The 24754-nt window shown below is 57.0% G+C and carries 25 protein-coding genes and 1 tRNA gene; 11 read left to right on the top strand and 15 right to left on the bottom strand.

Features of this window, described 5'->3' with window-relative positions:
* Both AC2FJZ_RS15275 and uvrA read left to right on the top strand, forming a co-directional pair.
* A tRNA-Asp gene (locus AC2FJZ_RS15275) sits at nt 1–77 on the top strand.
* A 177-nt stretch (nt 78–254) separates the two neighbouring features.
* Nucleotides 255–3113 carry an excinuclease ABC subunit UvrA gene (uvrA, locus tag AC2FJZ_RS15280; RefSeq protein ID WP_496778689.1) on the top strand — a complete coding sequence of 953 codons (2859 nt, stop codon included), beginning with the start codon at nt 255–257 and terminating at the stop codon, nt 3111–3113.
* 16 nt (nt 3114–3129) lie between these two features.
* Here the strand turns inward: uvrA and AC2FJZ_RS15285 are convergent, their stop codons facing one another.
* The 5 genes from AC2FJZ_RS15285 to AC2FJZ_RS15305 all read right to left on the bottom strand — a co-directional run bounded on the left by AC2FJZ_RS15285 (nt 3130) and on the right by AC2FJZ_RS15305 (nt 7843).
* The gene (locus AC2FJZ_RS15285; protein WP_083445230.1) at nt 3130–3453 is read right to left on the bottom strand and encodes a hypothetical protein; all 324 of its coding nucleotides are present in this window, start codon (nt 3451–3453) and stop codon (nt 3130–3132) included.
* 105 nt (nt 3454–3558) lie between these two features.
* Nucleotides 3559–4431 carry a 3-hydroxyisobutyrate dehydrogenase gene (gene mmsB / locus AC2FJZ_RS15290; RefSeq protein WP_496671407.1) on the bottom strand — a complete coding sequence of 291 codons (873 nt, stop codon included), beginning with the start codon at nt 4429–4431 and terminating at the stop codon, nt 3559–3561.
* Nucleotides 4432–4434: 3 nt separating this feature from the next.
* On the bottom strand, nt 4435–5475 hold the full coding sequence (locus tag AC2FJZ_RS15295) for an enoyl-CoA hydratase/isomerase family protein (protein ID WP_496778691.1): 1041 nt from the start codon (nt 5473–5475) through the stop codon (nt 4435–4437).
* Nucleotides 5476–5482: 7 nt separating this feature from the next.
* Nucleotides 5483–6625, bottom strand: a complete 1143-nt coding sequence (locus AC2FJZ_RS15300) for an acyl-CoA dehydrogenase family protein (protein WP_496671401.1) — start codon at nt 6623–6625, stop codon at nt 5483–5485.
* A gap of 102 nt (nt 6626–6727) precedes the next feature.
* A complete protein-coding gene (locus AC2FJZ_RS15305; protein ID WP_496778693.1) occupies nt 6728–7843 on the bottom strand; it encodes a carboxylate-amine ligase in 1116 nt (371 codons plus the stop codon).
* A 137-nt stretch (nt 7844–7980) separates the two neighbouring features.
* Here AC2FJZ_RS15305 and AC2FJZ_RS15310 point away from each other — a divergent pair, with 137 nt between their 5' ends.
* Nucleotides 7981–8832, top strand: a complete 852-nt coding sequence (locus tag AC2FJZ_RS15310; protein WP_496778695.1) for a class I SAM-dependent methyltransferase — start codon at nt 7981–7983, stop codon at nt 8830–8832.
* 71 nt (nt 8833–8903) lie between these two features.
* Nucleotides 8904–9380 (top strand): fasciclin domain-containing protein, encoded by a 477-nt coding sequence (locus AC2FJZ_RS15315; RefSeq protein WP_496671395.1) that lies wholly within the window; start codon nt 8904–8906, stop codon nt 9378–9380.
* A 68-nt stretch (nt 9381–9448) separates the two neighbouring features.
* Here AC2FJZ_RS15315 and AC2FJZ_RS15320 read toward each other — a convergent pair whose 3' ends face one another.
* Nucleotides 9449–10033, bottom strand: a complete 585-nt coding sequence (locus AC2FJZ_RS15320) for a L,D-transpeptidase (RefSeq protein WP_172677875.1) — start codon at nt 10031–10033, stop codon at nt 9449–9451.
* A gap of 201 nt (nt 10034–10234) precedes the next feature.
* Nucleotides 10235–11734, bottom strand: coding sequence for a CoA-acylating methylmalonate-semialdehyde dehydrogenase (locus AC2FJZ_RS15325; protein ID WP_496778697.1), 1500 nt, complete (start codon nt 11732–11734; stop codon nt 10235–10237).
* 103 nt (nt 11735–11837) lie between these two features.
* Here AC2FJZ_RS15325 and AC2FJZ_RS15330 point away from each other — a divergent pair, with 103 nt between their 5' ends.
* From AC2FJZ_RS15330 to coaD, 3 genes are all read left to right on the top strand, one after another.
* On the top strand, nt 11838–12740 hold the full coding sequence (locus AC2FJZ_RS15330; protein ID WP_496778699.1) for a LysR family transcriptional regulator: 903 nt from the start codon (nt 11838–11840) through the stop codon (nt 12738–12740).
* A gap of 61 nt (nt 12741–12801) precedes the next feature.
* The gene (locus tag AC2FJZ_RS15335; protein WP_050603482.1) at nt 12802–13239 is read left to right on the top strand and encodes a CBS domain-containing protein; all 438 of its coding nucleotides are present in this window, start codon (nt 12802–12804) and stop codon (nt 13237–13239) included.
* Between the two features lie 85 nt (nt 13240–13324).
* Nucleotides 13325–13816, top strand: coding sequence for a pantetheine-phosphate adenylyltransferase (gene coaD, locus AC2FJZ_RS15340; protein WP_496778701.1), 492 nt, complete (start codon nt 13325–13327; stop codon nt 13814–13816).
* On the opposite strand, the gene gap (AC2FJZ_RS15345) is transcribed toward coaD, so the two are convergent.
* The 3 genes from gap (AC2FJZ_RS15345) to gap (AC2FJZ_RS15355) all read right to left on the bottom strand — a co-directional run bounded on the left by gap (AC2FJZ_RS15345) (nt 13808) and on the right by gap (AC2FJZ_RS15355) (nt 16111).
* Nucleotides 13808–14812 (bottom strand): type I glyceraldehyde-3-phosphate dehydrogenase, encoded by a 1005-nt coding sequence (gene gap, locus AC2FJZ_RS15345; protein ID WP_496778703.1) that lies wholly within the window; start codon nt 14810–14812, stop codon nt 13808–13810. The genes coaD and gap (AC2FJZ_RS15345) overlap by 9 nt on opposite strands.
* Before the next feature lie 82 nt (nt 14813–14894).
* The gene (locus AC2FJZ_RS15350; RefSeq protein ID WP_496778705.1) at nt 14895–15038 is read right to left on the bottom strand and encodes a hypothetical protein; all 144 of its coding nucleotides are present in this window, start codon (nt 15036–15038) and stop codon (nt 14895–14897) included.
* Nucleotides 15039–15109: 71 nt separating this feature from the next.
* A complete protein-coding gene (gene gap / locus AC2FJZ_RS15355; protein WP_496671383.1) occupies nt 15110–16111 on the bottom strand; it encodes a type I glyceraldehyde-3-phosphate dehydrogenase in 1002 nt (333 codons plus the stop codon).
* A 181-nt stretch (nt 16112–16292) separates the two neighbouring features.
* Here gap (AC2FJZ_RS15355) and AC2FJZ_RS15360 point away from each other — a divergent pair, with 181 nt between their 5' ends.
* Nucleotides 16293–17255, top strand: coding sequence for a DUF808 domain-containing protein (locus AC2FJZ_RS15360; RefSeq protein WP_496778707.1), 963 nt, complete (start codon nt 16293–16295; stop codon nt 17253–17255).
* A gap of 56 nt (nt 17256–17311) precedes the next feature.
* Here the strand turns inward: AC2FJZ_RS15360 and tkt are convergent, their stop codons facing one another.
* A complete protein-coding gene (gene tkt / locus AC2FJZ_RS15365; protein WP_496778709.1) occupies nt 17312–19336 on the bottom strand; it encodes a transketolase in 2025 nt (674 codons plus the stop codon).
* A gap of 236 nt (nt 19337–19572) precedes the next feature.
* Here tkt and AC2FJZ_RS15370 point away from each other — a divergent pair, with 236 nt between their 5' ends.
* From AC2FJZ_RS15370 to AC2FJZ_RS15380, 3 genes are read left to right on the top strand one after another with little or no spacing between them, the layout of a single operon-like run.
* The gene (locus tag AC2FJZ_RS15370) at nt 19573–20427 is read left to right on the top strand and encodes a hypothetical protein (protein WP_496778711.1); all 855 of its coding nucleotides are present in this window, start codon (nt 19573–19575) and stop codon (nt 20425–20427) included.
* Nucleotides 20427–20819, top strand: coding sequence for a cell division protein ZapA (locus AC2FJZ_RS15375; RefSeq protein WP_496778713.1), 393 nt, complete (start codon nt 20427–20429; stop codon nt 20817–20819). The genes AC2FJZ_RS15370 and AC2FJZ_RS15375 overlap by 1 nt, the downstream gene beginning before the upstream one ends.
* A gap of 5 nt (nt 20820–20824) precedes the next feature.
* Nucleotides 20825–21166 carry an MliC family protein gene (locus tag AC2FJZ_RS15380; RefSeq protein WP_496778715.1) on the top strand — a complete coding sequence of 114 codons (342 nt, stop codon included), beginning with the start codon at nt 20825–20827 and terminating at the stop codon, nt 21164–21166.
* Between the two features lie 6 nt (nt 21167–21172).
* Here the strand turns inward: AC2FJZ_RS15380 and grxD are convergent, their stop codons facing one another.
* From grxD to purL, 4 genes are all read right to left on the bottom strand, one after another.
* A complete protein-coding gene (gene grxD, locus AC2FJZ_RS15385) occupies nt 21173–21535 on the bottom strand; it encodes a Grx4 family monothiol glutaredoxin (protein WP_050603474.1) in 363 nt (120 codons plus the stop codon).
* Nucleotides 21522–21815, bottom strand: coding sequence for a hypothetical protein (locus AC2FJZ_RS15390; RefSeq protein ID WP_050603473.1), 294 nt, complete (start codon nt 21813–21815; stop codon nt 21522–21524). Before AC2FJZ_RS15390 ends, grxD begins: the two co-directional genes overlap by 14 nt.
* A 235-nt stretch (nt 21816–22050) precedes the next feature.
* Complete coding sequence (locus AC2FJZ_RS15395) at nt 22051–22287, bottom strand: BolA/IbaG family iron-sulfur metabolism protein (RefSeq protein ID WP_050603471.1); 237 nt, start codon at nt 22285–22287, stop codon at nt 22051–22053.
* A gap of 135 nt (nt 22288–22422) precedes the next feature.
* The gene (gene purL, locus AC2FJZ_RS15400) at nt 22423–24582 is read right to left on the bottom strand and encodes a phosphoribosylformylglycinamidine synthase subunit PurL (protein WP_496778717.1); all 2160 of its coding nucleotides are present in this window, start codon (nt 24580–24582) and stop codon (nt 22423–22425) included.
* Between the last annotated feature and the right edge of the window lie 172 nt (nt 24583–24754).

Genomic DNA, 24754 nt, shown 5'->3' on the forward strand with positions numbered 1-24754 from the left:
GCGGTTGTAGCTCAGATGGTTAGAGTACCGGCCTGTCACGCCGGGGGTCGCGGGTTCGAGCCCCGTCAACCGCGCCATTTTTCTTTTAATTTCCCGATTTGGCCAAAAACGATCTCAACGGAATTGCCTATTGAGCAACCATGGTTTGATTTGGTCGGCGAAAACCTGTACGTTCACTAATTGTTCTAACTTTTCTGTTGGAGACTCAGGCAAGCTCGCCTATCTCTAAACCACTTGTTTGTTGGGGGCCGGAAATGGCTGAGCTGAAGAATATCGAGGTGCGTGGCGCGCGCGAGCATAACCTCAAAGGCATTGATGTCGATATCCCGCGGGATCAGCTGGTGGTGATCACCGGACTGTCCGGTTCGGGCAAGTCCTCGCTGGCGTTTGACACCATTTATGCCGAAGGTCAGCGCCGCTATGTTGAAAGCCTGTCAGCTTATGCGCGGCAGTTCCTCGACATGATGGAAAAACCCGATGTGGATCACATCAGCGGTCTGAGCCCGGCGATTTCCATCGAACAGAAAACGACGTCCAAAAACCCGCGTTCGACAGTTGGTACGGTTACAGAGATTTACGACTATTTGCGCCTGCTGTTCGCGCGCGCCGGAACCCCCTACAGCCCCGCCACCGGACAACCGATCGAAGCCCAACAGGTGCAGGATATGGTTGACCGGATCATGACGATGGAAGACGGCACGCGGGGTTATCTGTTGGCCCCCATCGTGCGCGACCGCAAAGGTGAATACAAAAAAGATTTCCTGGAGCTGCGCAAGCAGGGGTTCCAGCGGGTCAAGGTGGACGGCGCATTCTATGAGTTGGATGAACCACCGACACTGGACAAGAAATTCCGCCACGATATCGATGTGGTGGTTGATCGCCTGGTTGTCCGAGAGGGCTTGGAGACCCGCCTGGCCGACAGTCTGCGCACCGCATTGGATCTGGCGGACGGCATTGCAATTCTGGAAACTGCACCGCGTGAGGGCGATCCGGAGCGTATCACCTTCAGCGAGAATTTTGCCTGCCCGGTCAGCGGGTTTACCATCCCCGAGATTGAACCGCGCCTGTTTTCCTTCAATGCGCCATTTGGGGCTTGCCCGGATTGTGATGGGTTGGGGGTCGAGTTGTTCTTTGATGAGCGTCTCGTTGTGCCGGATCAGACGCTGAAGCTTTATGACGGGGCCTTGGCGCCTTGGCGCAAGGGCAAGTCGCCGTATTTCCTTCAGACCATCGAAGCCATCGCAAGGCACTTTGAGTTCGATAAGAACACGCCTTGGAAAGACTTGCCCAAGAACGTGCAGCAGGTGTTCCTGCGTGGCTCAGGCGATGAAGAAATTCAGTTCCGCTATGATGAAGGCGGGCGGGTGTATCAAGTGACTCGCAGTTTCGAAGGCGTGATCCCGAATATGGAACGTCGTTACCGCGAAACTGACAGCGCGTGGATTCGAGAAGAGTTCGAACGGTATCAGAACAATCGCTCATGCGGCACATGCGAGGGGTATCGTCTGCGGCCCGAGGCGCTTGCGGTCAAGATTGCCGGTCTGCATGTCGGGCAAGTGGTGCGGATGTCGATCCGTGAAGCTTTGGCCTGGATCGAAGATGCACCGAACCACCTGAGTGCGCAGAAAAATGAAATCGCGCGCGCCATTCTGAAAGAGATTCGCGAACGCCTTGGTTTCCTGAATAATGTTGGATTGGAGTACCTTACGCTGTCCCGTTCAAGTGGAACGCTGTCCGGCGGTGAAAGTCAGCGCATTCGTCTGGCCAGCCAGATCGGATCGGGTCTGACGGGGGTTCTTTATGTGTTGGACGAGCCCTCAATCGGCTTGCATCAGCGCGATAATGACCGGTTGCTTGACACGCTTAAGAACCTGCGGGATCAGGGCAACACCGTGATTGTTGTCGAACATGACGAGGAAGCGATCCGCGAAGCCGATTATGTGTTCGACATTGGCCCCGGTGCCGGCGTGCATGGGGGACAGGTTGTCAGTCATGGTACGCCTGCCGACATCACGGCGGATGCGGCCTCGATCACCGGGCAATATTTGGCGGGAACGCGTGAAATCGCGGTTCCGGCAGAGCGGCGCAAGGGCAAGAAACAGAAAGTGACCGTGGTGAAGGCCACCGGGAACAATCTGAAAAATGTCACAGCCGAATTTCCCTTAGGCAAATTCGTTTGTGTGACAGGGGTGTCTGGTGGCGGCAAATCCACACTGACCATTGAGACGCTGTTCAAAACCGCTTCGATGCGTTTGAACGGTGCCCGTCAAACTCCGGCGCCTTGTGAGACGATCAAGGGATTGGAGCATTTGGATAAGGTCATCGACATCGATCAACGCCCGATCGGGCGGACTCCGCGTTCGAATCCAGCAACTTACACCGGGGCTTTCACTCCGATTCGGGACTGGTTTGCCGGACTACCTGAGGCGAAGGCACGAGGGTACAAACCAGGGCGGTTCAGCTTTAACGTCAAGGGCGGCCGGTGCGAAGCATGTCAGGGTGACGGTGTCATCAAGATTGAAATGCACTTTCTGCCCGATGTCTATGTTACCTGCGAGACCTGCAAAGGCGCGCGCTACAACCGCGAGACGCTTGAGATCAAGTTCAAGGGCAAATCCATCGCCGATGTGCTTGATATGACTGTGGAAGATGCCCAAGAGTTCTTCAAGGCCGTGCCGTCGATCCGGGACAAGATGGATGCTTTGGCCCGCGTTGGGCTGGGTTACATCAAGGTTGGTCAGCAGGCTACCACGCTTTCTGGCGGCGAAGCACAACGTGTGAAGCTGTCCAAGGAATTGTCGAAACGTTCAACGGGACGGACGCTCTACATCCTGGACGAGCCAACCACGGGTCTGCATTTTGAAGACGTGCGCAAACTGTTGGAAGTGCTGCATGAACTGGTCGATCAGGGGAACACGGTTGTTGTGATCGAGCACAATCTGGACGTGGTGAAAACTGCGGATCATATTATCGACATTGGTCCCGAGGGCGGCGATGGCGGCGGTGAGATTGTGGCCACGGGGACGCCCGAAGATGTTGCCACCGCCGAGCGCAGCCATACCGGTCGTTATCTGAAATCGATGTTGGAAAACGCGCGCGTCGCGGCAGAATAACTGCTGCGACGCCAGTTCAGTTCAGAATATCGGCAACCGCACCAATCAGATTCAGGACTTTGCGTGTGTCAGGGTCAACCCGGTATACGTAGTCACCCGCGCGGATGTAGGAATAGTTCCGGTTCAGCCCATAGTGATACGGGTTGTCGACCCAGCGATAATCGTTGCGGATGAAATCACCATTCCGATAGATCTTTTTCGCTTGTCCCGGTGGCACGCAAGGAATGGACTTTTTGGCCAAACCCGGTGGGCAATGCCCGTTTTTGTTCTTGGCTACGGCTGAAACAGGTGCAATCGCCATGGCCGCAAGCATTGCAGTGGTCACCAGGTATTTTGTCATGCCGCTTTCCTTTGCGAAAAGGCTAAAGACGCCTCGGAACATGACGGTTAGATGGCCCCTTACCGATCGTCTGTCAAACGACTGGGCAAAAGGCTGCCGAATTGCCTATTCACGCCCGCGTTTTTCGAAGCGTGGCAGCATCGCGCTAAAGTCACGGCCCAATCCGTCTTCTTTTTCAACAAATTGCTCATACAGAGAAGTCGCGACCTGACCCATCGGTGTATCCGCATCAGCGCTGTCTGCAGCTTGCTGGCTGAGACGCAGGTCCTTTAGCATAAGCTCAGCAGCAAACCCGGGCGTGTAGTCATTGTCGGCAGGGCTTTGCGGGCCAACGCCGGGGGCAGGGCAATAGGCGTTCATCGTCCAGCTATAGCCTGACGATGTGCTGACGACGTCGAACATCTTTTGACGGTCCAGTCCCAGCTTGTCCGCCAGTGCAAAAGCTTCACAGGTGGCAATCATCGTGACGCCGAGGATCATGTTGTTGCAGATTTTGGCGGCTTGGCCAGCTCCGGCCTCGCCACAATGAACCGCTTTTTGCCCCATGATATCGAACAGGGGTGCGGCTTTGGCGAATGCGTCTTCTGATCCGCCAGCCATGAACGTTAGCGTGCCTGCCGACGCACCGCCGATACCGCCTGAAACAGGCGCGTCCACAGACAGGAGCCCGGAACCGATGGCCTGTTCGGCCACAGCGCGCGCGCTGTCCACGTCAACTGTCGAGCAGTCGATCAGCACAGCCCCTTTCGACATGGCAGGAATGACCTGATCTGCAACGGCCATCAAGATAGCGCCGTTTGGCAGCATAGTTATGACCGCATCAGCACCCGCGACGGCGTCAGTTGCCGTTTCGACCTGTGTTACACCCTCCACGGTGACGCCTGCCGTATCAAATCCCAGAACCTGATGCCCGGCCTTTGCCAGGTTGGCCGCCATGGGCGCGCCCATATTTCCCAGCCCTATGAAACCGATCTGCATCTCTTAGTCCTCCTTGAAAGTCAGGGTATCCGCGTCCAGCGGCTGAAGCATTTTCGATACGGCCGCCAACGGGACGTCCATATCGGGAAACTGCCAGTTTGGGCTGCGGTCTTTATCGATAATCTGTGCGCGAATGCCTTCCAGAAAATCACCGTGTTCCATCGCCCGATGGGTGAAACGGTATTCCAATTCCAGGGCACGCCGTATGGTCAATGCGGGGCCGCGCAGACGGTGCAACATCTCAACCGTACAGGTCGTGGAAAGGGGGGCGTTCTTTCCCAGCGTCGCCAGGGCTTTCTTCGAAAACTCCTGGTCACTGTTGCGCAGGCTTGTCGCGATGTCGCCCAGCGTCTCGCCTGAGAAATGCCGATCGATGTCGGCCTGCAACCCGGCCAATTCTCCGACGGGTGGGGTTTCAGCGTGCTGGGAAATCAGGTCCGCGTTGCCGGAGGCTTCAAGCATCTCGATCAGATCAGACCAGTGCGATTGCGGGATGTAATGGTCTGCAAACCCTGCCAGAATCGCATCTGCAGGACCCATTCGGAACCCGGTCGTTCCCAGAAACTCACCCAACCGACCGGGGGCGAGCGCCAGCATCAGTGAGCCGCCCACATCCGGCACCAGACCGATCGAGCACTCGGGCATGGCGATTTTGGAGCTTTCCCCGACCACGCGGTGGCTGCCGTGGCACCCGATGCCGACACCGCCGCCCATGGTAAAGCCCTGAAGGAAACTGATGACTGGTTTGGGGTACTCGAAGATCATCGCATTCAGGCGGTATTCGTCGCGCCAGAATGTCTGTCCGTAGGCATAGTCGCCCTTGGTGCCGGTTTCATAGAGTTCGGCGATATCACCGCCTGCGCAGAAGGCTTTTTCCCCTTCGGCGTCCAGAATGATCAGGTCAACGGCATCGTCTTCGCGCCAGTTGCGCATCACCGTGTCGATAGCCATGCACATCTCGTAACTCATTGCGTTCAGAGCATGTGGGCGGGTCAGGGTGATGCGTCCGGCATGACCCGTGGTGCGGATTTCGATGTCTGACATGGGGCCCTCAGCGGTTGGCAAGCATCTGGCGCGCTACGATCACGCGCATAATCTCATTCGTGCCTTCTAATATCTGATGTACCCGAAGATCGCGCACAAGCTTTTCGATGCCGTAATCCGCAAGATAACCATACCCCCCATGCAGCTGCAGGCACTGATCCACCACTTTCGAACCAGTTTCGGTCACGAATTTTTTTGCCATGGCGCAAAACTTCGTGGCATCGGGTGCGCCCTGATCCAGTTTCCACGCCGCCTGACGCAGGAAGGTGCGCGCGGCCTGCAATTCGATTTCCATGTCTGCCAGACGGAACTGCAGGGCTTGAAACTGATCAATGGATTGGCCAAATGCCTTGCGCTCGGACATGTATTGCAATGTCATATCTAGCCCGGCCTGAGCAGCCCCGAGCGAACAGGCCGAAATGTTGAGCCGCCCGCCGTCCAGCCCCATCATCGCATATTTAAACCCGTCGCCTTCGGTGCCGACAAGATTGCCCGCCGGAATTTTGCAGTCATCGAACTGCACCTGCGCGGTGGGCTGACTTTTCCAGCCCATTTTCTGTTCCAGCGCTCCAAAGCTCAGACCCGGGGTGCCGTCCTCGACATAAACGGTTGAGATGCCCTTGGGGCCATCCTGACCGGTGCGCACCATGCAGACATAAGCGTCGGAATACCCGCCACCCGAGATGAATGCCTTGGTGCCGTTCAGCGTGTAGCCTTCATTCGTGCGTTCGGCGCGTGTCTTCAAAGCCGCTGCGTCAGAGCCGGAACCGGGCTCGGTCAGGCAATAGCTCAGAACCGTGTTCAGGCTCAGAACATCGGGCATGATGCGCGCTTTGAGGTCGTCATCCGCGAAATTGTCTAACATTTTGGCGCACATGTTGTGGATCGACAGGAACGCGGCAACCGAAGGGCAGGCCATCGAAAGGGCCTCAAAAACCAGAGTGGCGTCGAGGCGGGTCAGGTTCGAACCGCCGCTGTCCTCGGATACATACAAAGCTCCAAAACCAAGCTCGCCGATCTGTGGCCATAAGGTTTTGGGAATGGTGCCATCGGTTTCCCACTGCCGTGCAAAGGGTGCAATGTTTTCCTGCCCAAATGCATGCGCCATGTCGAAAATGGCTGTTTGTTCCTCGCTGAGTGCGAAATCCATGGCGCTCCCTCCCGTCGGCAATGAATTGAACGGTTGTTTATTTCTGAATTCTTACAGAAATTTTGCAGGCTCAACAATGGGTCGCAAAACGGGTGGCTCAGTCTAAAGATCCGCGTGAAATTCTTCAATCAAGTGGCGCACGACTGCTTGCCCCGGATCATCGCCTCGCGCGACGGCCTCGGCGTGGACACGGCGCTGACGCGTGGCTGAGGTGCCGTTCTCGGCGATCTGCCGCAACCGTGCAAGTTCAGTCATCGTGCCGAGCGCCTCGGTGTCTTCCGCCAATAACCCCATAAGGTCGCCAATCAGCTCGGACATGGGTTTAACCGAGCGGTCGCCGAAATCAATCAGGCCTTCGCCTACGCCATAGCGCTGCGCACGCCAACGGTTTTCTCCGATGAGGAAACGATCATATTGCCTCCAACGAAGGTTGCGGTCTTTCAGCCGGCACAGCATGCGGGTCAGCGCCTGAACGAGGGCAGCCAGGGACAATGTGTGCTCTAGCCGAGGCTGTACGTCCATGATCCGTGTTTCAAGCGTGGGAAAGCGATGCGACGGGCGCAGGTCCCACCAGATTTTGGTCGTGTCCTCGATCACGCCCAGTTCGACAAGAATACCGGTGGTGCGTTCATATTCAGCCCAACTGCCGAAAACGGGAGGAAGGCCGGTGCGTGGCAGGTTGTCGAACACTGTCAGGCGATAAGAGGACAGGCCAGTATCTTCGCCGCTCCAAAAGGGTGAGGATGTGGACAGCGCCAGCAGATGGGGCAAGAAGTAAGACAGCTGTGGCATCAGATCGGCGCGCAGGGCAGGATCCTCGACCCCCACGTGCACATGCATGCCGCAGATCAACATCCGTCTCGCCACGCCCCCCAAGGCGTGTTGCAACGCGTCATACCGTTCCTTGCGGGTGTAGTGTTGATCCTTCCAGTTGGCAAAGGGATGGCAGGAGACAGCGATTGGGGACAGGTTGTATTCGGCAGCCCGTTTTGACACGCAGGATCGCAGGCGTTTCAGGTCTTCCCGCGCCGAGGCGATGGTTGTGTGCGGGCGTGTGCCGACTTCAATCTGACATTGCAGAAACTCGGGGCTGACCTGACCTTCGAAATCACTCTGACAGGCGGTCATCAGCGCTTCAGGCGCTTCGGATAATTGCAGGCTGTTGCGATCTACCAGAAGATATTCTTCTTCAATGCCCAGTGTGAATTCCTGCTGCATAGCGCCCTCTTTGTCTGACGTGGGCCTCAGTGAATACGGAAATTTTCATTTTGCCAAGGGTTTGCCGGGCTTGTCCTTGCACTGGTGCGGGGCGCAATTGTAAGGAACGGGACAGCACAGAACGTGGAGCCAACGCCGTGAAACCCAGAAAATTCCCGAAGATCAACGCTGCTCTGGATGAGTTGGGTGTGAAACTGGTCGATACGGTCACGGAACAGGATGAGCGCGCGCGGCTTGAGGCGTTTGAGGCCTCAGGGGGCCTGACGCGCCCCGTTTATGCTTTGTCGCCGGGGATGGAGGGGTTCGATATCTCGCAACTGGTGGCGGAATATGATCGTCTCAAAGGGGATTTGCAGGCGTTGAAAGACCCCGGGCGCAATCAGACCGGCTATTGCTCAGGCAACGGCTATTATGACAGCCCGGACGCGGATGCTTTGTATCTGATGATCCGCCGCTTTCAGCCCAAGCGCGTGATCGAGGTGGGGTGCGGGAACTCAACCCGTGTAACGCGGCAAGCGATTATTGACGGTGGGTTGGACACAACGATTACCGCCATTGATCCATACCCCCGCGCGGATATTGCTCATGTTGTAGATCGCTTCGAACAAAAACGTCTTGAAGAGGCCGACCCATCGCTCTTTGCTGAGCTTGAAGCCGGAGACGTTCTGTTCATCGATTCAAGCCATGTCGTACGGATGAGTAACGACGTCGCCCATCTGTTCTGCCGCATCATTCCGGCGTTGAGACCCGGCGTGGTCATCCATGTGCACGATGTTTTTCTACCCTACGAATATCCCAAGCGGTTCTTCTATGACTGCCCGGGCTGGGGCGAGCAGTACATGCTGCATGCATTGCTGCAATCTGGCGCGTATTCAATGCTTTTGCCGGGATACTACCTGCAACAGGACCGCCCGGATGCAGTAAAGGCTTTGCCGTTTCTCGCCGACGGGCGCGCGCAAAGCATCTGGGTTCAGCTCAAAGAAAATTGATCTCAGAATGATCCGGTCCAGCCGAAGTCCCGTACTCCTTTCCATAACAAGCTGGAGAGGAGAAGACAGCCATGTTCCGTCGTACATTTATGGGTGCCGCCGCCGCAATTGCGTTTGCCATACCACTCAAGGCACAGGCCGCAGATATTGTTGACACTGCAGTCGCAGCGGGTTCATTCAACACTTTGGTCGCCGCCGTTCAGGCCGCAGGTCTGGTTGACACCCTTAAAGGAGATGGGCCTTTCACTGTATTTGCTCCTACCGATGAAGCTTTTGCTGCATTGCCCGAGGGCACGGTGGAATCTCTTTTGAAGCCCGAAAACAAGGATCAACTGGTATCGATCCTTACCTATCACGTGGTCCCGGCCAAGGTGATGTCCGGTGATATTGCCGGCAAGCGCGCAAAGGTTCTGACCGTTCAGGGCGACCGGTTGAGCGTCAACGCCAAGAACGGCGTCAAGGTGAACGACGCAAAAGTCGTACAAGCAGATATTGAAGCCAGCAATGGCGTGATCCACGTGGTCGACGCGGTTATCCTGCCGGAATAAAACTGTATCTCTGAAATCAACAAAGCCCCGAGGATTAACCGGGGCTTTTTTGATTCAGAGCTGGTTGATCAGACCAGTCGCACCTGTGTGCCGACCTGGACCAGCGGATACAGTTCTTCGACATGTTGGTTGTACAGGCCGATGCACCCGGACGAACTCTGACGACCGATCTTACGCGTGTCCTGTGTACCGTGGACCAGATAAGCTGGCCAACCCAGGTACATAGCGCGTGTTCCCAGCGGGTTGCCCGGATCACCGCCCTCCATCCGGAGTGGCAGCGAAGGATCCCGTTCGCGCATCGATGCCGTTGGCGTCCAGCTTGGGAATTCAGTTTTACGCACGACTTTCGTGTAACCGCGTTTCGTGAGCTCTTCGCTCATTGGAACTGAGCTTGGGTACAGTTTGTAAGTGCCGTCGGGGGCCCAAAAGTGCACGGCACGGCTGGTGATATCGGCCAACAGACAACCGACACCCAGTTCGTCAAAATGATCCTGCCAGTTTTGTTGCGAGAATGACGATACATTGCGCCGTACCGGCAGCTGCGTGCTGATTGCGTCTTCCGTTTCCGGGAAGGCATCCACGCTTTGAGCCCGAACAAGGGCAGGAGTCGTCATCAAGGATGCAACGCCCAGCAGGGCGGAACGGCGGGTCATACGGGATTGGGACAAGACTGCCTCCGGTAAATTGAATGCTCGATACGTACTTTAGGGCAAAAATATTGGCGATGATCCCATTTTTCCAGAGTGCCCGATCTGAATTTCTTGTGAACAGAGGCTTTGTCAGTGAAATCGGCGGAAAAGCGCATAAACCCGGCCCAATTAGAGGCCGGGTTTCGATACTAGGGGCTTAAAAGATCAGTCCATGGCTTTGAAGTTGAACTCGCCACCTTCTTTGATGCCCGACGGCCAGCGCGAAGTCACGGTCTTGGTGCGGGTATAGAACTTGAAGCTGTCCGGACCGTGCTGGTTCAGATCGCCGAACATCGATTTCTTCCAGCCGCCAAATGTGTGATAGGCCAGCGGAACCGGGATCGGAACGTTGATGCCAACCATGCCGATATTGATCCGGCTGGCAAAGTCACGGGCGGTGTCACCGTCACGGGTGAAGATCGCGGTGCCGTTGCCATATTCATGATCCATCGCCAGCTTCAGCGCTTCTTCGTACGAACCCGCGCGGACCGTTGACAGGACCGGGCCGAAGATTTCCTGTTTGTAGATATCCATATCCGGGGTCACGTTGTCGAACAGGTGCGGGCCGACAAAGAAGCCGTCTTCGTAGCCTTGCAAGCTGAAATCACGGTTATCAACGACCAGCTTGGCGCCTTGTTCGACGCCCGAGTTGATCAGACCCAAGATACGTTCTTTCGCGGCGGCGGTCACAACCGGGCCCATATCGACATCGTCGCCCGCAGTGTAGGGGCCAACTTTCAGCTTTTCGACACGTGGGATCAGCTTTTCTATCAGCTTGTCTGCTGTTTCTTCACCAACAGGAACCGCGACAGAGATAGCCATGCAACGTTCGCCTGCCGCTCCGAAACCGGCACCAACCAGAGCGTCAGCCGCCTGATCCAGGTCAGCGTCGGGCATGACGATCATGTGGTTCTTGGCACCACCGAAACACTGTGCTCGCTTACCATTCGCGGTTGCGCGGCTATAGATGTATTGCGCGATCGGGGTAGACCCCACAAAGCTGACGCCCTGAATGATCTCGCTGTCGAGAATGGTGTCGACTGCTTCCTTGTCGCCGTTCACAACCTGAAACACGCCCTTGGGAAGGCCGGCTTCGACAAACAGTTCGGCCAGCATCAGCGGCACCGAGGGGTCACGTTCGGACGGCTTCAGGATCACGGCGTTGCCGCAGGCCAACGCCGGGCCAACGTGCCACAGTGGCATCATGGCGGGGAAGTTGAACGGCATGATCGAACCGACAACGCCCAGAGGCTGACGCATCGAGTACATATCGATACCCGGGCCTGCGCTGTCGGTGAACTCACCTTTCAGCATCTGTGGCGCACCAATGCAGTACTCGATCACTTCCAGACCACGCTGCAGGTCACCTTTGGCGTCGGGGATGGTTTTGCCGTGCTCGCGGCTCAGCGCCTCGGCCAGCTTGTCCATGTCGCGGTTCATCAGGCCGACCATGGCCATCATGACGCGCGCGCGCTTTTGAGGGTTGGTCGCGCCCCATGCAGGCTGGGCCGCGGCCGCGGCTTCAATGGCGGCTGTGGTTTCTGCTGCGCTGGCCATCGGGCATTTGTACTGAACTTCGCCCGTTGCCGGGTTGTAAATGTCGTCGAAACGACCGGATGTACCGGCGACCATTTCGCCGTTCAGGAAATGGGTCAGGTTTTGCATCAATAGTTCCTCCGATAGATTTGCCCGCAGAATAGGCTTGCAGAAATCCCACGAACAGAGGCAATGTCTCAAAGGAGCTTTGCAAAAATGCAAAAGGAAAGAAATGACCCCAAACTGGGACGATATGCGAATCTTTCTGGCCGTCGCGCGGGAAGAAAGCCTGTCTTCTGCCGGTCGTGTCCTGAAAATCGATCCCGCCACTGTTGGGCGTCGCGTGGCCCGGCTGGAATCCACTTTGGATTCGATTCTGTTCACCAAATCGCAGCAGGGCTATGTTTTGACTCCAGCGGGGCAACGGCTTTTGGAACATGGGCTTCACGCCGAAGAGGCGATACGCGCCGCTGCCGGGGCCGTGGCCGGGTCGACAAGATCGCTGAGTGGGCAAATCAGGATCGGCGCACCGGATGGCAGCGCCAATTACCTTTTGCCGCAGGTCTGTGCGAAAATCAGCGATGCGAACCCTGATCTGGACATTCAGATTCTTGCGTTGCCTCGGGTGATCAACCTGTCCCGGCGTGAGGCGGATATGGCGTTGACGGTCAGTGCGCCGACAGCAGGGCGACTGCTGGTCAAGAAAGTCAGCGATTACAAATTGCACATGGTTGCAACCGAAGACTATCTGAGATGGCATGGACCGATCCAATCTGTCACAGACCTGAAGGGGCACAGGTGGATCGGCTACATCCCAGACATGATCTTCGACCGAGAACTGGATTACCTGAACGACATTGGTATTGACCGTGTCGCGCTTGCATCGAACTCGGTCTCGGTTCAATTGCGCCAGGTTACGCTGGGAACGGGCGTTTGTGTCGCCCATGATTTCACGTTGCCGTTTCATCCGGGGCTTCAGAAAATCCTGACGGATCAAGTGAGTTTGACGCGTAGTTTCTATCTTGTTCGGCATGAGGGAGATCAGCGCAACGAACGGTTGAACCGCTTCGCAGATGCCCTGACACGCGGCATTCGCGAGGAAGTGCTTCGTTTGGAAGCAGGGACCGACGCTTGACAGGTCGCAGCAATCGCGCAACGCTTTGGAATAAGTGTCATTATTTCCGGAGGTATTCTTCATGCTTGTACAGGCCATCCTGAAGTCCAAAGCGACAGACGGTGTTGTGACGGTTGCGCCAACGGCGACGGTCTCGGAGGTATCGAAGATTCTTGCGGAGAAGCGGATCGGAACAGTCGTGATTTCCGAAGACGGTGGGGAAACAGCATCGGGCATCCTGTCCGAGCGTGACATTGTCCGCGAACTGGCGGGCAGTGGCAGTGGCTGCCTGAACCAGCCAGTTAAGTCTTACATGACGCAGGAACTTGTCACGACGACCCGTCAGGCGACGGTCGAAGACATCATGTCCCGGATGACCGAAGGGCGGTTTCGCCATATGCCGGTGGTGGAAGACGGTAAGCTTGTCGGCATTGTCACACTTGGCGATGTCGTGAAGGCACAGTTGGCCGAACTGGCCATGGAAAAAGATGCTTTGGAAGGCATGATAATGGGGCACTAACGGCAAGGGTTGCCGCAGCAATCACTTGCACCTGCAGCAAAGTTATGTTTGCTTGCGCAGAAATTTTGTTGCGCAGGAGGGCGCGATGAGGGTTGGTTTGTATCCTGGAACCTTTGATCCCATCACAATGGGACATATCGATATCATCCGTCGAGCGGCAGCTTTGGTGGATAAATTGATCATTGGCGTCGCCATCAACCGGGACAAGGGCCCTCTGTTTTCGTTGGAAGAGCGCGTGGCCATGATCGAAGCCGAATGCGCCCAACTTTCGGAGCAGACTGGAACCGAGATCATCGCGCATCCCTTTGAAAACCTGCTGATTGATTGTGCACGCGACGTTGGGGCGCAGATCATTGTGCGTGGTTTGCGTGCGGTCGCTGATTTCGAATACGAATTTCAGATGGTCGGCATGAACCGTGCTTTGGACGATTCGATTGAAACCGTCTTTTTGATGGCGGAAGCCCGGCATCAGGCGATTGCCTCGAAGCTGGTCAAGGAAATTGCCCGATTGAACGGGGACGTGTCGAAATTCGTCACGCCCCGCGTCAACACCGCATTGAAAGAACGGCTAGGCTAGGCCGCCCATTGCGGCGGCTGTGTCCAGCATCCGGTTCGAGAAGCCCCATTCATTGTCATACCAGGCCAGCACGCGTACCAGCGTGCCATCGGTGACTTTAGTTTCGGCCAGCGACACAGTCGAACTGTGCGGGTCGTGGTTGAAATCTATGGACACCAACGGGCGGCTTTCTGCGGCCAACACGCCGGGGATTTTGGCAGCGGCATCGATGAACAACTGGTTTACTTCTTCTTCGGTGGTGGGGCGCGAAACTTCGGCCACCAAATCGACGACCGAGACATTCGGGGTAGGGACCCGGATCGCCTGACCCGTCAGCTTGCCCTGCAGTTGCGGCAGAACCAGACCGACGGCTGCGGCCGCGCCGGTTGTGGTGGGGATCATCGACAACGCAGCAGCGCGCGACAGGTAAGGGTCTTTTCCGACCAGATCCTGTACCGGCTGGCTGGCGGTATAGGCGTGAACTGTGGTCATGTTGCCGTGCTTGATGCCAAGCCCAGCATCCAGGGCGGCCGCGACCGGTGAAAGGCAGTTGGTGGTGCAGGATGCGTTCGATACAACCAGATCTTCGGCGGTCAGTTCATGATCGTTTACGCCAAACACGACGGTTTTCACGTTACCGTCGCCGCGGGCCGGGGCCGAGATCAGAACCTTTTTTGATCCGTTCTTGAAGTGACGCTCAGCGGCTTCACGGGTGCGGAACACACCGGTGCATTCCAGAACGACATCAATATCCGACCAGGGCAGATCCTCGGGGTTACGTTCACTGGTCAGTCGGATCGGTCCGCGGCCCACATCCAGACCTGCATCGCTGAGTGTTACCGGGTTGGGATAACGGCCATGCACGCTGTCGAACTCGAACAGATGTGCGTTCATGTCCGGCTTGCCCAGATCGTTGATGGCCACGATCTCTACGTCCGTGCGGCCACTTTCCATCACAGCGCGCAGAACCCCGCGCCCAATCCGTCCAAATCCGTTGATCGCGAGTTTCAAGGTCATGGTCTGCTCCGTCGAAATATCTCTATAAGATGAGTTAGCGCTAACAACTCCAGATCAACAAAAGAGTCAAGAAAAACCTCAATCAGCGCCAGAAGGCGAGCCAGTCCAAAAATTCGTAAAGCTTCTTGGCAAGGAACAGCAGGTGATCGCCATTATACAGGGTCATGTCCAGCATCACGCCCCCAAGCAGAAGGATGCCGAGCCAGATGGCGATTTGATTGGTCATGATCGTTCCGAACAAAAATGCCCGCCCAGATAACCTGAGCGGGCATTAAGGTACAAGCGAAGTCCGAAGGGTCAGTTAAGACGGCCCATCGCAACAGCAACGTCAGCCATGCGGACCGAGAAGCCCCATTCATTGTCGTACCAGGCCAGAACGCGGACCATGCGGTCGTCGACCACGCGGGTCTGATCCGGTGCGAATATCGAGCTTTCTTCGGTATGATTAAAGTCGGTCGACACCAGCGGCGCGGGCTCATATCCCAGAACGCGCTGCATCGGGCCCTTGGCGGCCTCTTCAACGATGGCGTTAATTTCTGCTGTCGACGTGTCACGCGAGGCGCGGAAGGTCAGATCCACAGCCGAGACATTCGGGGTAGGGACGCGGATTGCGGAACCGTCCAGACGGCCCTTCAGATTCGGCAGAACCTCACCCAGTGCTTTGGCCGCACCGGTCGAGGTCGGGATCATCGACATCGCTGCAGCGCGTGCGCGGTAAAGGTCGCTGTGGCGACGATCCAGCGTGGGCTGATCTCCGGTATAGGCGTGGATGGTAGTCATGATGCCGTGTTCGATACCGACACCTTCGTCCAGCACCTTGGCCAGCGGGGCCAGGCAGTTGGTGGTGCAAGAGCCGTTCGACACCATGTTGTTATTGGCAGTCAGAGTGTTGTGGTTCACGCCGAAGACGATGGTCTTGTCGACATTCTTACCAGGGGCCGACAGCAAAACCTTGCCTGCGCCGCGCTCAAGATGGGTTTTCGCCTTGGTCCCGTCATTGAATTTACCAGTGCATTCCAGAACGACGTCGCAGCCTTCCCAGTCCAGCTCGGTCATGTCGTAGGTTGAGAACATCTGCATCGGGCCACGGCCCAGATCCATGGTGTTGCCATCAACGGAAACTTCGCGAGGGAAACGCCCGTGAACACTGTCATACTTCAACAGGTGCGCCGAGGTTTCCAATGGGCCGGTGGCGTTGACTTTGATCACTTCGATGTCGTTGCGCCCCGAAGCGGCGATGTGCGACAAGGTGCAGCGGCCAATGCGGCCAAAACCATTGATACCGACCTTGATGGTCATTTGATGTCTCCTGATGCGCTTGCGTTGAGGGCCATATAGCGGCGAAACGAGAATCTCAAAAGGGCAAAAGAGGTATATTTTTAAGGTGTTAGCGCAAACCTCACGCGATTGCGCTAACGCTTGCGCTAGCTGAGAGATCAGGTAGGGTCCGGGTGCGACAGGTGACGGGAAAGGACACGCGATGAGCGGACTGTTGGCCCTATTGGACGATGTGGCTGGGATCGCAAAGGTGGCGGCAGCCTCGGTCGACGATGTGGTTGCGGCGGCGGGCAAGGCCGGGGCGAAAACAGCGGGTGTTATCATTGATGACGCAGCGGTCACTCCGAAATACGTTCAGGGATTTGCGCCCGCGCGCGAATTGCCGATCATTTGGCGCATCGCGCGAGGGTCGGTGTTCAACAAGATCGTGTTGCTGCTGCCGGTGGCTCTGTTGCTGGCCAATTTCGCGCCATGGCTGATCACCCCTTTGCTGATGCTTGGTGGGTCATATCTTTGCTTTGAGGGGGCTGAGAAGATATTTCATGTCTTATTCCCGCACGGCAGTCACGCCATTGAACAAGACATGGACGTCCGGGACCCCGGACACCTCGAGGAACAAAAGGTCAAGGGCGCGATCAAAACGGACTTTATTCTATCGGCAGAGATCATGACGATTGCCTTAGCCGCGATTGAGGCCCCCAATTTGTGGATGCAGGCCGCGACGCTGGCTGTCGTCGGAATCGGGGTTACGGTGGCCGTTTATGGTTCGGTTGCACTGATCGTGAAAATGGATGACGTGGGGCTGTATCTTGCACAGAACGCGCCAACACCGATTGGTCGCGGCCTTGGCCGTGGTCTGGTCAAGGCGATGCCCGGCGTAATGAAAACGCTGTCAATTGTCGGAACCGCAGCGATGCTGTGGGTGGGTGGATCGATCATCATCCACGGATTGGAAGTGCTGGGCTTTGGATGGCTGGGCCATCATATCTACGACTGGGCTAACGCAATTGGGCATTCGGTGTCCGAGCAGTGGGCCGGGGCGGTTAAATGGATGTCCAAGGCCACCATGGATGGCGTGTTTGGTCTGGCTTGGGGGCTGGTGTTGATCCCGGTGGCGACCAAGGTGATCGGGCCTTTGATTTCAAAGGAATCGAAAACACATTGAAGCCCAAATGAAAAGGGCGGCCATGGCCGCCCTTTGCTCGATCAACTGGGTCTGTATTACAGAGCCAGCAGGTCTTTTACCTTGGCAACGGTTGCCTCGGCGGTAATGCCGAAATGCTTGTAAAGCTCGCCTGCCGGGGCAGAAGCGCCAAAGCTTGACATGCCGATAAACCCAGCCTTGGCCTCACGCCCGCGTTCGCCCAGCAACCAGCGATCCCAGCCTCCGGCTCGGACAGCGGCTTCGATACCAACGCGGACGGGACCGGCGGGTAGAACGCGCTTACGATAAGCTTCATCCTGTTGCGCGAACAGTTCCATGCAGGGCATGGAAACGACGCGGGTGCCGATGCCTTCCGCCTCAAGCGTTGCTTTGGCTTCCATGGCCAAAGACACCTCGGACCCGGTGGCGATCAGGATGGCCTGACGCTTGCCTTCAGCTTCGGCCAGAACATACGCACCCTGAGCGACAAGGTTCTTGGTTTTGTGCTGGGTCCGTACGGTCGGCACGCCCTGACGGGTCAGCGACAGGACCGATGGGCTGTCTTTGAAGGTCAAAGCCAGTTCCCACGCTTCGGCGGTTTCAATCGTGTCGGCGGGGCGGAACACAAAGGTGTTCGGCGTCGCGCGTGAAATTGCCAGGTGTTCGACCGGCTGGTGGGTCGGGCCGTCTTCGCCCAGACCGATGGAGTCATGGGTCATCACAAAGACAGAAGGCACTTTCATCAGCGCCGCCAGACGCATCGACGGGCGGGCATAGTCGGTGAAGGCCATGAATGTACCGCCATAGGGGCGGATGCCGCCATGCAGCGCCATGCCGTTCATCGCAGCGGCCATACCGTGTTCGCGGATCCCATAGTGGATGTAACGGCCCTTGCGGTTTTCCGGCAGAAACACGCCCATATCGGCTGATTTGGTGTTGTTCGATCCGGTCAGGTCAGCAGAACCGCCGACGGTTTCGGTCATGATCGGGTTGACGACGTTCAGAACCTTTTCAGACGAGGCGCGGGTGGCCAGCTTCGGCTGGTCTTCCGACATCTGCTTTTTGAACGCGCGAATGGCACCGGCCAGATTCTTGGGGGCCTCAAACGCATAAGCGCGGTTGAACTCGGCCTGCTTGCGTTCAGACAATTGTGCGAAACGCTCTTCCCAGGCGGCACGCTCGGCAGCACCGCGGGCGCCGATGGCTTCCCAAGCGGATTTCACGCTGGCAGGCACTTCGAACGCGTCATGAGGCCAGTCATAGGCTTCTTTTGCCGCCTTCAGTTGATCCTGATCTGTCAGCGCGCCATGGCCCTTCGACGTATCTTGCGCTGCGTGACCCAGTGCAATGTGGCTTTCACACGCGATCATGGTCGGCTTGCTGGATTTCTTCGCGTCGATAATGGCCGCGTCAATGGCTTTTGGATCGTGGCCGTCAACCTCAATCACATGCCAGCCCGAGGCCGCAAAACGGCGGACCTGATCGGTGCGGTCTGCAATATCAACGGTGCCGTCGATGGTGATATTGTTGTTGTCCCAAAAGACGATCAGTTTGCTCAACTCGTGACGACCGGCAAGCGTGATCGCCTCTTGGCTGACGCCTTCCATCAGGCAACCGTCGCCTGCGATGACGTAGGTATAGTGATCGACAACTTTCTTGCCGTAATGCGCGCGTTGGATTTCCTCGGCCATGGCAAAGCCCACAGCGTTCGAGATACCTTGGCCAAGCGGGCCGGTGGTGGTTTCAACACCGTTGATCAGGAAGTTTTCCGGGTGACCCGCAGTTTTTGCGCCCAACTGACGGAAATTCTTGATCTCGTTCAGGGTCACGTCAGCGTGGCCGGTGAGATACAGCAGCGAATAGACCAACATCGAGCCGTGACCAGCGGACAGGATGAAGCGATCGCGGTCGGGCCAGCTTGGGTTCGAGGAGTCGAATTTCAGGTGTTTTTCGAACAGCACAGTCGCGACATCGGCCATGCCCATCGGCATACCGGAATGGCCGGAATTTGCCGCCGCGACGGCATCAAGGGTCAGGGTGCGGATGGCCGCAGCTTTGTCCCAGTGTTCGGGGTTGGCTTTGCGCAGCGCAGTCAGGTCCACGGGCGTTGTTCCTTTGGGTTTGAAGCAGATTGCGGGCTCAATACCATCCAACACCCAAAGTGCAAGTAGAACTGGGGTGAATCGGGCCGCAATGCATGAAGAGCGGGGCTCAAGTGGTTGAAAGCAAACAGTGGGTATTTTCTGTCGCATTCCGTTAAACTGTCTGCAGGCGGGATTCGGTTTTGATTCGGATCGCATCGAAACAGAATGAACCTTGATAAAGAGGTGACAGGGGCATGAGCCAGATAGAAGAGTTACAGCACCGTATTATTTCCGCGATGGACCGCATTGGCGTGGGAGTCGAGGCATTGGGTGCTGAACCCGGGGACACCGGGCCGGATGAGGGGCTTCAGACTGCGCTTGAGGATGAACGCGTCGCCAACGCACAGCTTCAGGAACGGCTGAAATCCCTGAAACAGCAGCACGAACAGCAGATGGATGGCTTGCGTGCTGATCTTGAAGAGTTGCGAGCGGCTCCGTCTGACACCGAAGAAACTGATGCGCTACGCATCGAGCTAGAGGAAGCCCGTGTCAAGATCGCTTCGGTGGAAGCTGCACGTGCCGAGCTGGCCGAAGCCAAGGCGGCGTTGGACAACAGCACCGAGCTTGAAACTTTGAAGGCCGAAAACGAAAAGATGCGGGCGGACTTTGACGCGCTTGAAGATCCCGAACCCTTAAAGGCCGAACTGGAACAATTGCGCGGGATGCTGGATCAGGCGAAGGCCGTAGAAGCGGAAAACAACCGGCTCAAGGCCGAGTTGGAAGACACCGTGCGGGTCGACGACCTGAGCGCCGAGCTGGAGATGCTGCGGGCCGAACGCGCCAGCCATGGCGCTGCGATGTCGCGTCTGGATGACGATCTGCAACGTATGCGCAAGGCAAACGAACAGTTGCGTAATGCGGTTGACGAATTACGGGCGGCGGCAACTGACGGGGTGACAGATGCGGAACTTCTGAACCGGGCCACAGTCGCCGAGCTTGAGGCCACACGGGCCGCGCAAGCCTCGGACGCGGCCGAAGCGCAGGCCGTTCTTGCGCGCCTTGAGCCGCTGCTGTCGCAAGCGAAACTTGTAGAAGGTGAGGTGGAGTAATGCCCGAAGTGACCATTAATATCGGCGGTCGCGGCTTTGACGTCTCGTGTCAGGACGGTGAGGAGCCTTTTCTGAATTCCGCAGCCAAAATGCTGGACGATGAAGCCCAGGTGTTGTCCGATCAGATCGGTCGGATGCCTGAATCCCGTATGCTTTTGATGGCCGGCCTCATGCTGGCCGACAGGACGGCGGCAACGGAAGACAAAGTGAAATCGCTGGAGGCGAAGTTGGCCGAGGTTGAGGCGACACTACAGAGCCTTAGGAACGCTCCGACACCGGAACCTGAACGGGTCGAAGTTGCGGTGGTGCCGCCCTCTGTCACAGATACATTGGCGGAACTGGCGGCGCGGGCAGAAGCCCTGGCCGCAGTTGTCGAAGAAAAGAAGGCATAACAACGATGGTGCGAAAGATCTTGTTTGCGGCCGCGCTGGCATTGCCTGCATCGTCCGCCTTGGCAGAGATCGACATATTGTCGGTCACGTTCACCTGTGAAAACGGAGTTCCATTGCCTGTGAGCTATTTCAATGCAACCGATGGCTCAGGCGCGGCGGCGACAATGGTGGACAACACTCTGGTCGCCATGCGCCAGGTGGAAAGCGGATCAGGTATCCGCTATGAATCCACCGGCGGTGAGGGAACGTATATCCTACGTTCAAAAGGCTGGAACGCGTCGATCAGCTACTCGGCGGCAGGTGCCGCCAATGAGCAGGTGATCTATCAGAACTGTTCCAGCCGATAGGTTGGCTTAGGCGTTTGCTTCACGGATTTTGTCGGCTGCGTCTTTATTGTAGCCGACACCGTTCTCGTCAAACAGAGTGTCCAGTTCACCCGACAGAGTCATCTCGGTGATGATGTCGCAACCACCGACGAACTCTCCTTTGACATAAAGCTGCGGCACGGTTGGCCAGTCAGAATAATCCTTGATGCCCTGACGGATGTCTTCGTCAGCGAGAACGTTCACATCGGCATATTCGACGCCCATGTAGTTCAGCACGCCGGCCACGCGCGACGAGAACCCGCACTGCGGCATCTCTTTGGTGCCTTTCATGTACAGTACCACGTCGTTGGCTTTGACGGTTTCGTCGATCTGAGTTTTAACGTCGCTCATCTTGCTTTTCCTCTTCACCCGCATTCGGGGCGGTCGTTTCGTTCCTTGATGGGTCGGGCACCCATCCTTCTTCTTCTTCCAGCCGCCGGTGCTCAGCCTGCGCCAAGGCCAGCGGATCAAGTCCATAGCGTTCGATACCGCCGACTTTGCTGAGTTTGTCTGGGTCGGGACGCATGTCGGCGAGTTTACGACTTCTGTTGCGCTTCACATAGGCTTCGATCAGAGCGGCGGCAACTATCAATGTTGCTATTCCGCCTACCCAGATGAGCCAGTTGTTCATGTCTTCGAAGCCATTGCTTTGGCGTATTCTTGTGGGTCTCGCGTGACCCTCGAAACGGTTACATGGCCGCCTCCGCCACCAAGCACAGTTCCATGATCTACTAACTGATCGCCCTGACCGGGTTTCACACTGCGTATTTTGTCAGTGTGTCTTGGATTCATAGCGGACTTAATTTTGGCGAAGCAGCCAATCAGGGTTATCAACCCGCAAGTGCCATATATCCAGAAAGTTGCGTTCATTCAGGCACTTTTGTCGTTAACGCCAGTGCGTGCAACTCTCCATCCGGGCCATCCATCTTGCCCTTTAACGCTGCATAAACCGCGCGTTGCTGTTGCACCCGGTTTTTGCCGCGAAAGCTCTCGTCCACCACCATGGCAGACATATGAACACCGTCCTGACCACCGACCTGAATCTCAGCATCAGGAAAGGCTTCGCGCAGCAGGTGTTCGATTTCGTGGGTGCTCATCGGCATGTATGTAACTCCAGAAGGTCTTTCCCAAGATGTAGAGCGCATGAACCGGGCGCGCAAGAGCACGAGCACATTCAAAAACAACGAAACCCGCGTCGGAACAAGACGCGGGTTTCGATTGGCTTTTGTGTCGCGTAGTTAGGCGACGGCCTCGGCAAAGCTGCTGCGGAAAACCGCCGTCAGCTCATCCAGCGAAGCTTCCGAGCCGCCGATTTTCACCGCATCACCGGTGAAGCGACCAACCGAAAACAGCGGCACACCGGTCTGACCGGCGGCAATCATAAGTGCCTCTGCCTGATCAAAGTTGCAGGCGACCAGATAACGCGCCTGATCTTCGCCAAACAGGAATTCGGTCGGCGCCTCGTCGAGATGAACGCCAACGCCAGCCGCTTCGGCCAATTCAAAGGCGGCCAATGCAAGACCACCATCGCCAAGGTCGGTGCAGGCTTTGATCATCTCGCGATTGGCGCGAATGAAGTCGCCGTTGCGCTGTTCCGCGCTCAGATCGACATGCGGCGCATCACCGTCTTCGCGGTTGAACACTTCGGCCAATAGGGCGGATTGACCCAGATGGCCCTTGGTTTCGCCGATGACCAGAGCCACGTGGCCCTCGCGGACTTCATTTCCGATAATCTCGTCCGAATGGTTCAGCAGGCCGACCGCGCCGATGGTCGGCGTGGGCAGGATCGCCTGACCATCCGTTTCATTATAAAGCGAGACGTTGCCCGATACGATGGGCATATCCAACGCGCCGACCGCCGCGCCGATGCCTTGAACGGCACCAACGAACTGGCCCATGATTTCGGGCTTTTCGGGGTTGCCGAAATTCAGGTTGTCAGTGGTGGCCAGCGGCTTGGCCCCAACAGCGGTCAGGTTGCGATAGGCTTCGGCCACGGCTTGTTTACCACCTTCGACCGGGTTGGCGCGCACATAGCGTGGTGTCACGTCTGACGTGAAAGCCAGCACCTTGTCGGTGCCGTGGACGCGCACCATGCCAGCGCCCAGACCGGGCGTGCGGGCGCTGTCGGCCATCACCATGGTATCATACTGCTCGTACACCCACTGCTTGCCTGCGTAGTTGGGAGAAGAGAGCAGGGCGCGCAGCCCGTCGATCGGGTCGATTTGAGGCACTTCGGACAGCTCTTCCGCCGCGGGCGTCGGTTCCCACGGGCGGTCATATTCCGGCGCGGTTGAGGAGAGCTTGGACAGGACGAGGTCCGCTTTCACCTCTCCATTGTGCATGATCAGAAAGCGGTCTTCGGCAATCGTCTCACCAACGATGGCAAAGTCCAGATCCCATTTTTCAAAAACAGCGCGGGCCTTGGTTTCAAGTTCGGGCTTGAGGACCATCAGCATCCGTTCCTGAGATTCCGACAGCATCATCTCATAGGCTGTCATGTTTTCTTCGCGCTGAGGCACGTTTTCCAGATCGAGGCGCACGCCCAGACCACCCTTGTCGCCCATTTCTACGGCAGAACAGGTCAGGCCCGCCGCGCCCATGTCCTGGATCGAGATCACGGCGCCGGTCTGCATAAGCTCCAGCGTTGCTTCCATCAGTCGTTTTTCAGTGAAGGGGTCGCCAACCTGAACGGTTGGGCGCTTTTCTTCGATGGTGTCGTCGAACTCGGCAGACGCCATGGTTGCGCCGCCCACGCCGTCACGGCCGGTTTTGGCGCCCAGATAGACCACGGGCATCCCGACGCCGGACGCTGCCGAATAGAAAATCTTGTCACTGTCAGCCAGACCCGCTGCAAAAGCATTCACCAGGCAGTTGCCGTTATAGGCCGGATGGAACCGGACTTCGCCGCCAACGCACGGCACGCCAAAGCAGTTGCCGTAACCGCCGATGCCTTCGACCACACCGTTCACCAGCTGGCGGGTTTTGTGGTGACCGGGTTCACCGAAAGACAGCGCGTTCATGGACGCGATTGGGCGTGCGCCCATGGTGAAAACATCGCGAAGGATGCCGCCTACGCCGGTCGCCGCACCCTGATAAGGTTCGATGTAAGATGGGTGGTTGTGGCTTTCCATTTTGAAAACAACCGCTTGCCCGTCGCCAATGTCAACAACGCCTGCGTTTTCGCCGGGGCCACAAATCACCTGAGGGCCGGATGTTGGCAGAGTGCGCAGCCATTTCTTGGACGACTTGTACGAGCAATGCTCGTTCCACATGGCCGAGAAGATGCCCAGTTCAGTGAAGGTCGGTTCACGCCCGATGATCTCGAGGATCATGTCGTATTCCGCGGGCTTGAGCCCATGTGCAGCAATCAGATCGGGTGTGATGGCGGGCTCTTGCATCTTCTGTCCTGTGTCCAAGTGGGCCGAGATTGCGCGCGTTGTAGGGCAAGGGCGCGCCCGTGGAAAGGGTCAAGACGGCGCAGGTTGCTTCTTTCAAAGAAAAACGGAACCGGCATCACTGCCGGTTCCGAAGGAATGCACCGCAGTACTGGCGCAAATTGAAGGCGTAAAC

The organism is Ruegeria sp. CDSA079, assembly GCF_059612245.1.

Bases quoted from the DNA above. Each gene is read 5' to 3' on its own strand.
- AC2FJZ_RS15305 (WP_496778693.1), bottom strand. From the start codon at position 7,843: ATGCAGCAGGAATTCACACTGGGCATTGAAGAAGAATATCTTCTGGTA.
- gap (WP_496778703.1), bottom strand. From the start codon at position 14,812: ATGACCTTGAAACTCGCGATCAACGGATTTGGACGGATTGGGCGCGGG.
- uvrA (WP_496778689.1), top strand. From the start codon at position 255: ATGGCTGAGCTGAAGAATATCGAGGTGCGTGGCGCGCGCGAGCATAAC.
- AC2FJZ_RS15395 (WP_050603471.1), bottom strand. From the start codon at position 22,287: ATGCCGATGAGCACCCACGAAATCGAACACCTGCTGCGCGAAGCCTTT.
- grxD (WP_050603474.1), bottom strand. From the start codon at position 21,535: ATGAGCGACGTTAAAACTCAGATCGACGAAACCGTCAAAGCCAACGAC.
- AC2FJZ_RS15380 (WP_496778715.1), top strand. From the start codon at position 20,825: ATGGTGCGAAAGATCTTGTTTGCGGCCGCGCTGGCATTGCCTGCATCG.
- AC2FJZ_RS15335 (WP_050603482.1), top strand. From the start codon at position 12,802: ATGCTTGTACAGGCCATCCTGAAGTCCAAAGCGACAGACGGTGTTGTG.
- AC2FJZ_RS15360 (WP_496778707.1), top strand. From the start codon at position 16,293: ATGAGCGGACTGTTGGCCCTATTGGACGATGTGGCTGGGATCGCAAAG.
- purL (WP_496778717.1), bottom strand. From the start codon at position 24,582: ATGCAAGAGCCCGCCATCACACCCGATCTGATTGCTGCACATGGGCTC.
- AC2FJZ_RS15285 (WP_083445230.1), bottom strand. From the start codon at position 3,453: ATGACAAAATACCTGGTGACCACTGCAATGCTTGCGGCCATGGCGATT.
- AC2FJZ_RS15315 (WP_496671395.1), top strand. From the start codon at position 8,904: ATGTTCCGTCGTACATTTATGGGTGCCGCCGCCGCAATTGCGTTTGCC.
- AC2FJZ_RS15330 (WP_496778699.1), top strand. From the start codon at position 11,838: ATGACCCCAAACTGGGACGATATGCGAATCTTTCTGGCCGTCGCGCGG.
- AC2FJZ_RS15375 (WP_496778713.1), top strand. From the start codon at position 20,427: ATGCCCGAAGTGACCATTAATATCGGCGGTCGCGGCTTTGACGTCTCG.
- gap (WP_496671383.1), bottom strand. From the start codon at position 16,111: ATGACCATCAAGGTCGGTATCAATGGTTTTGGCCGCATTGGCCGCTGC.
- AC2FJZ_RS15370 (WP_496778711.1), top strand. From the start codon at position 19,573: ATGAGCCAGATAGAAGAGTTACAGCACCGTATTATTTCCGCGATGGAC.
- AC2FJZ_RS15350 (WP_496778705.1), bottom strand. From the start codon at position 15,038: ATGACCAATCAAATCGCCATCTGGCTCGGCATCCTTCTGCTTGGGGGC.
- AC2FJZ_RS15300 (WP_496671401.1), bottom strand. From the start codon at position 6,625: ATGGATTTCGCACTCAGCGAGGAACAAACAGCCATTTTCGACATGGCG.
- AC2FJZ_RS15325 (WP_496778697.1), bottom strand. From the start codon at position 11,734: ATGCAAAACCTGACCCATTTCCTGAACGGCGAAATGGTCGCCGGTACA.
- coaD (WP_496778701.1), top strand. From the start codon at position 13,325: ATGAGGGTTGGTTTGTATCCTGGAACCTTTGATCCCATCACAATGGGA.
- mmsB (WP_496671407.1), bottom strand. From the start codon at position 4,431: ATGCAGATCGGTTTCATAGGGCTGGGAAATATGGGCGCGCCCATGGCG.
- AC2FJZ_RS15320 (WP_172677875.1), bottom strand. From the start codon at position 10,033: ATGACCCGCCGTTCCGCCCTGCTGGGCGTTGCATCCTTGATGACGACT.
- AC2FJZ_RS15295 (WP_496778691.1), bottom strand. From the start codon at position 5,475: ATGTCAGACATCGAAATCCGCACCACGGGTCATGCCGGACGCATCACC.
- AC2FJZ_RS15390 (WP_050603473.1), bottom strand. From the start codon at position 21,815: ATGAACAACTGGCTCATCTGGGTAGGCGGAATAGCAACATTGATAGTT.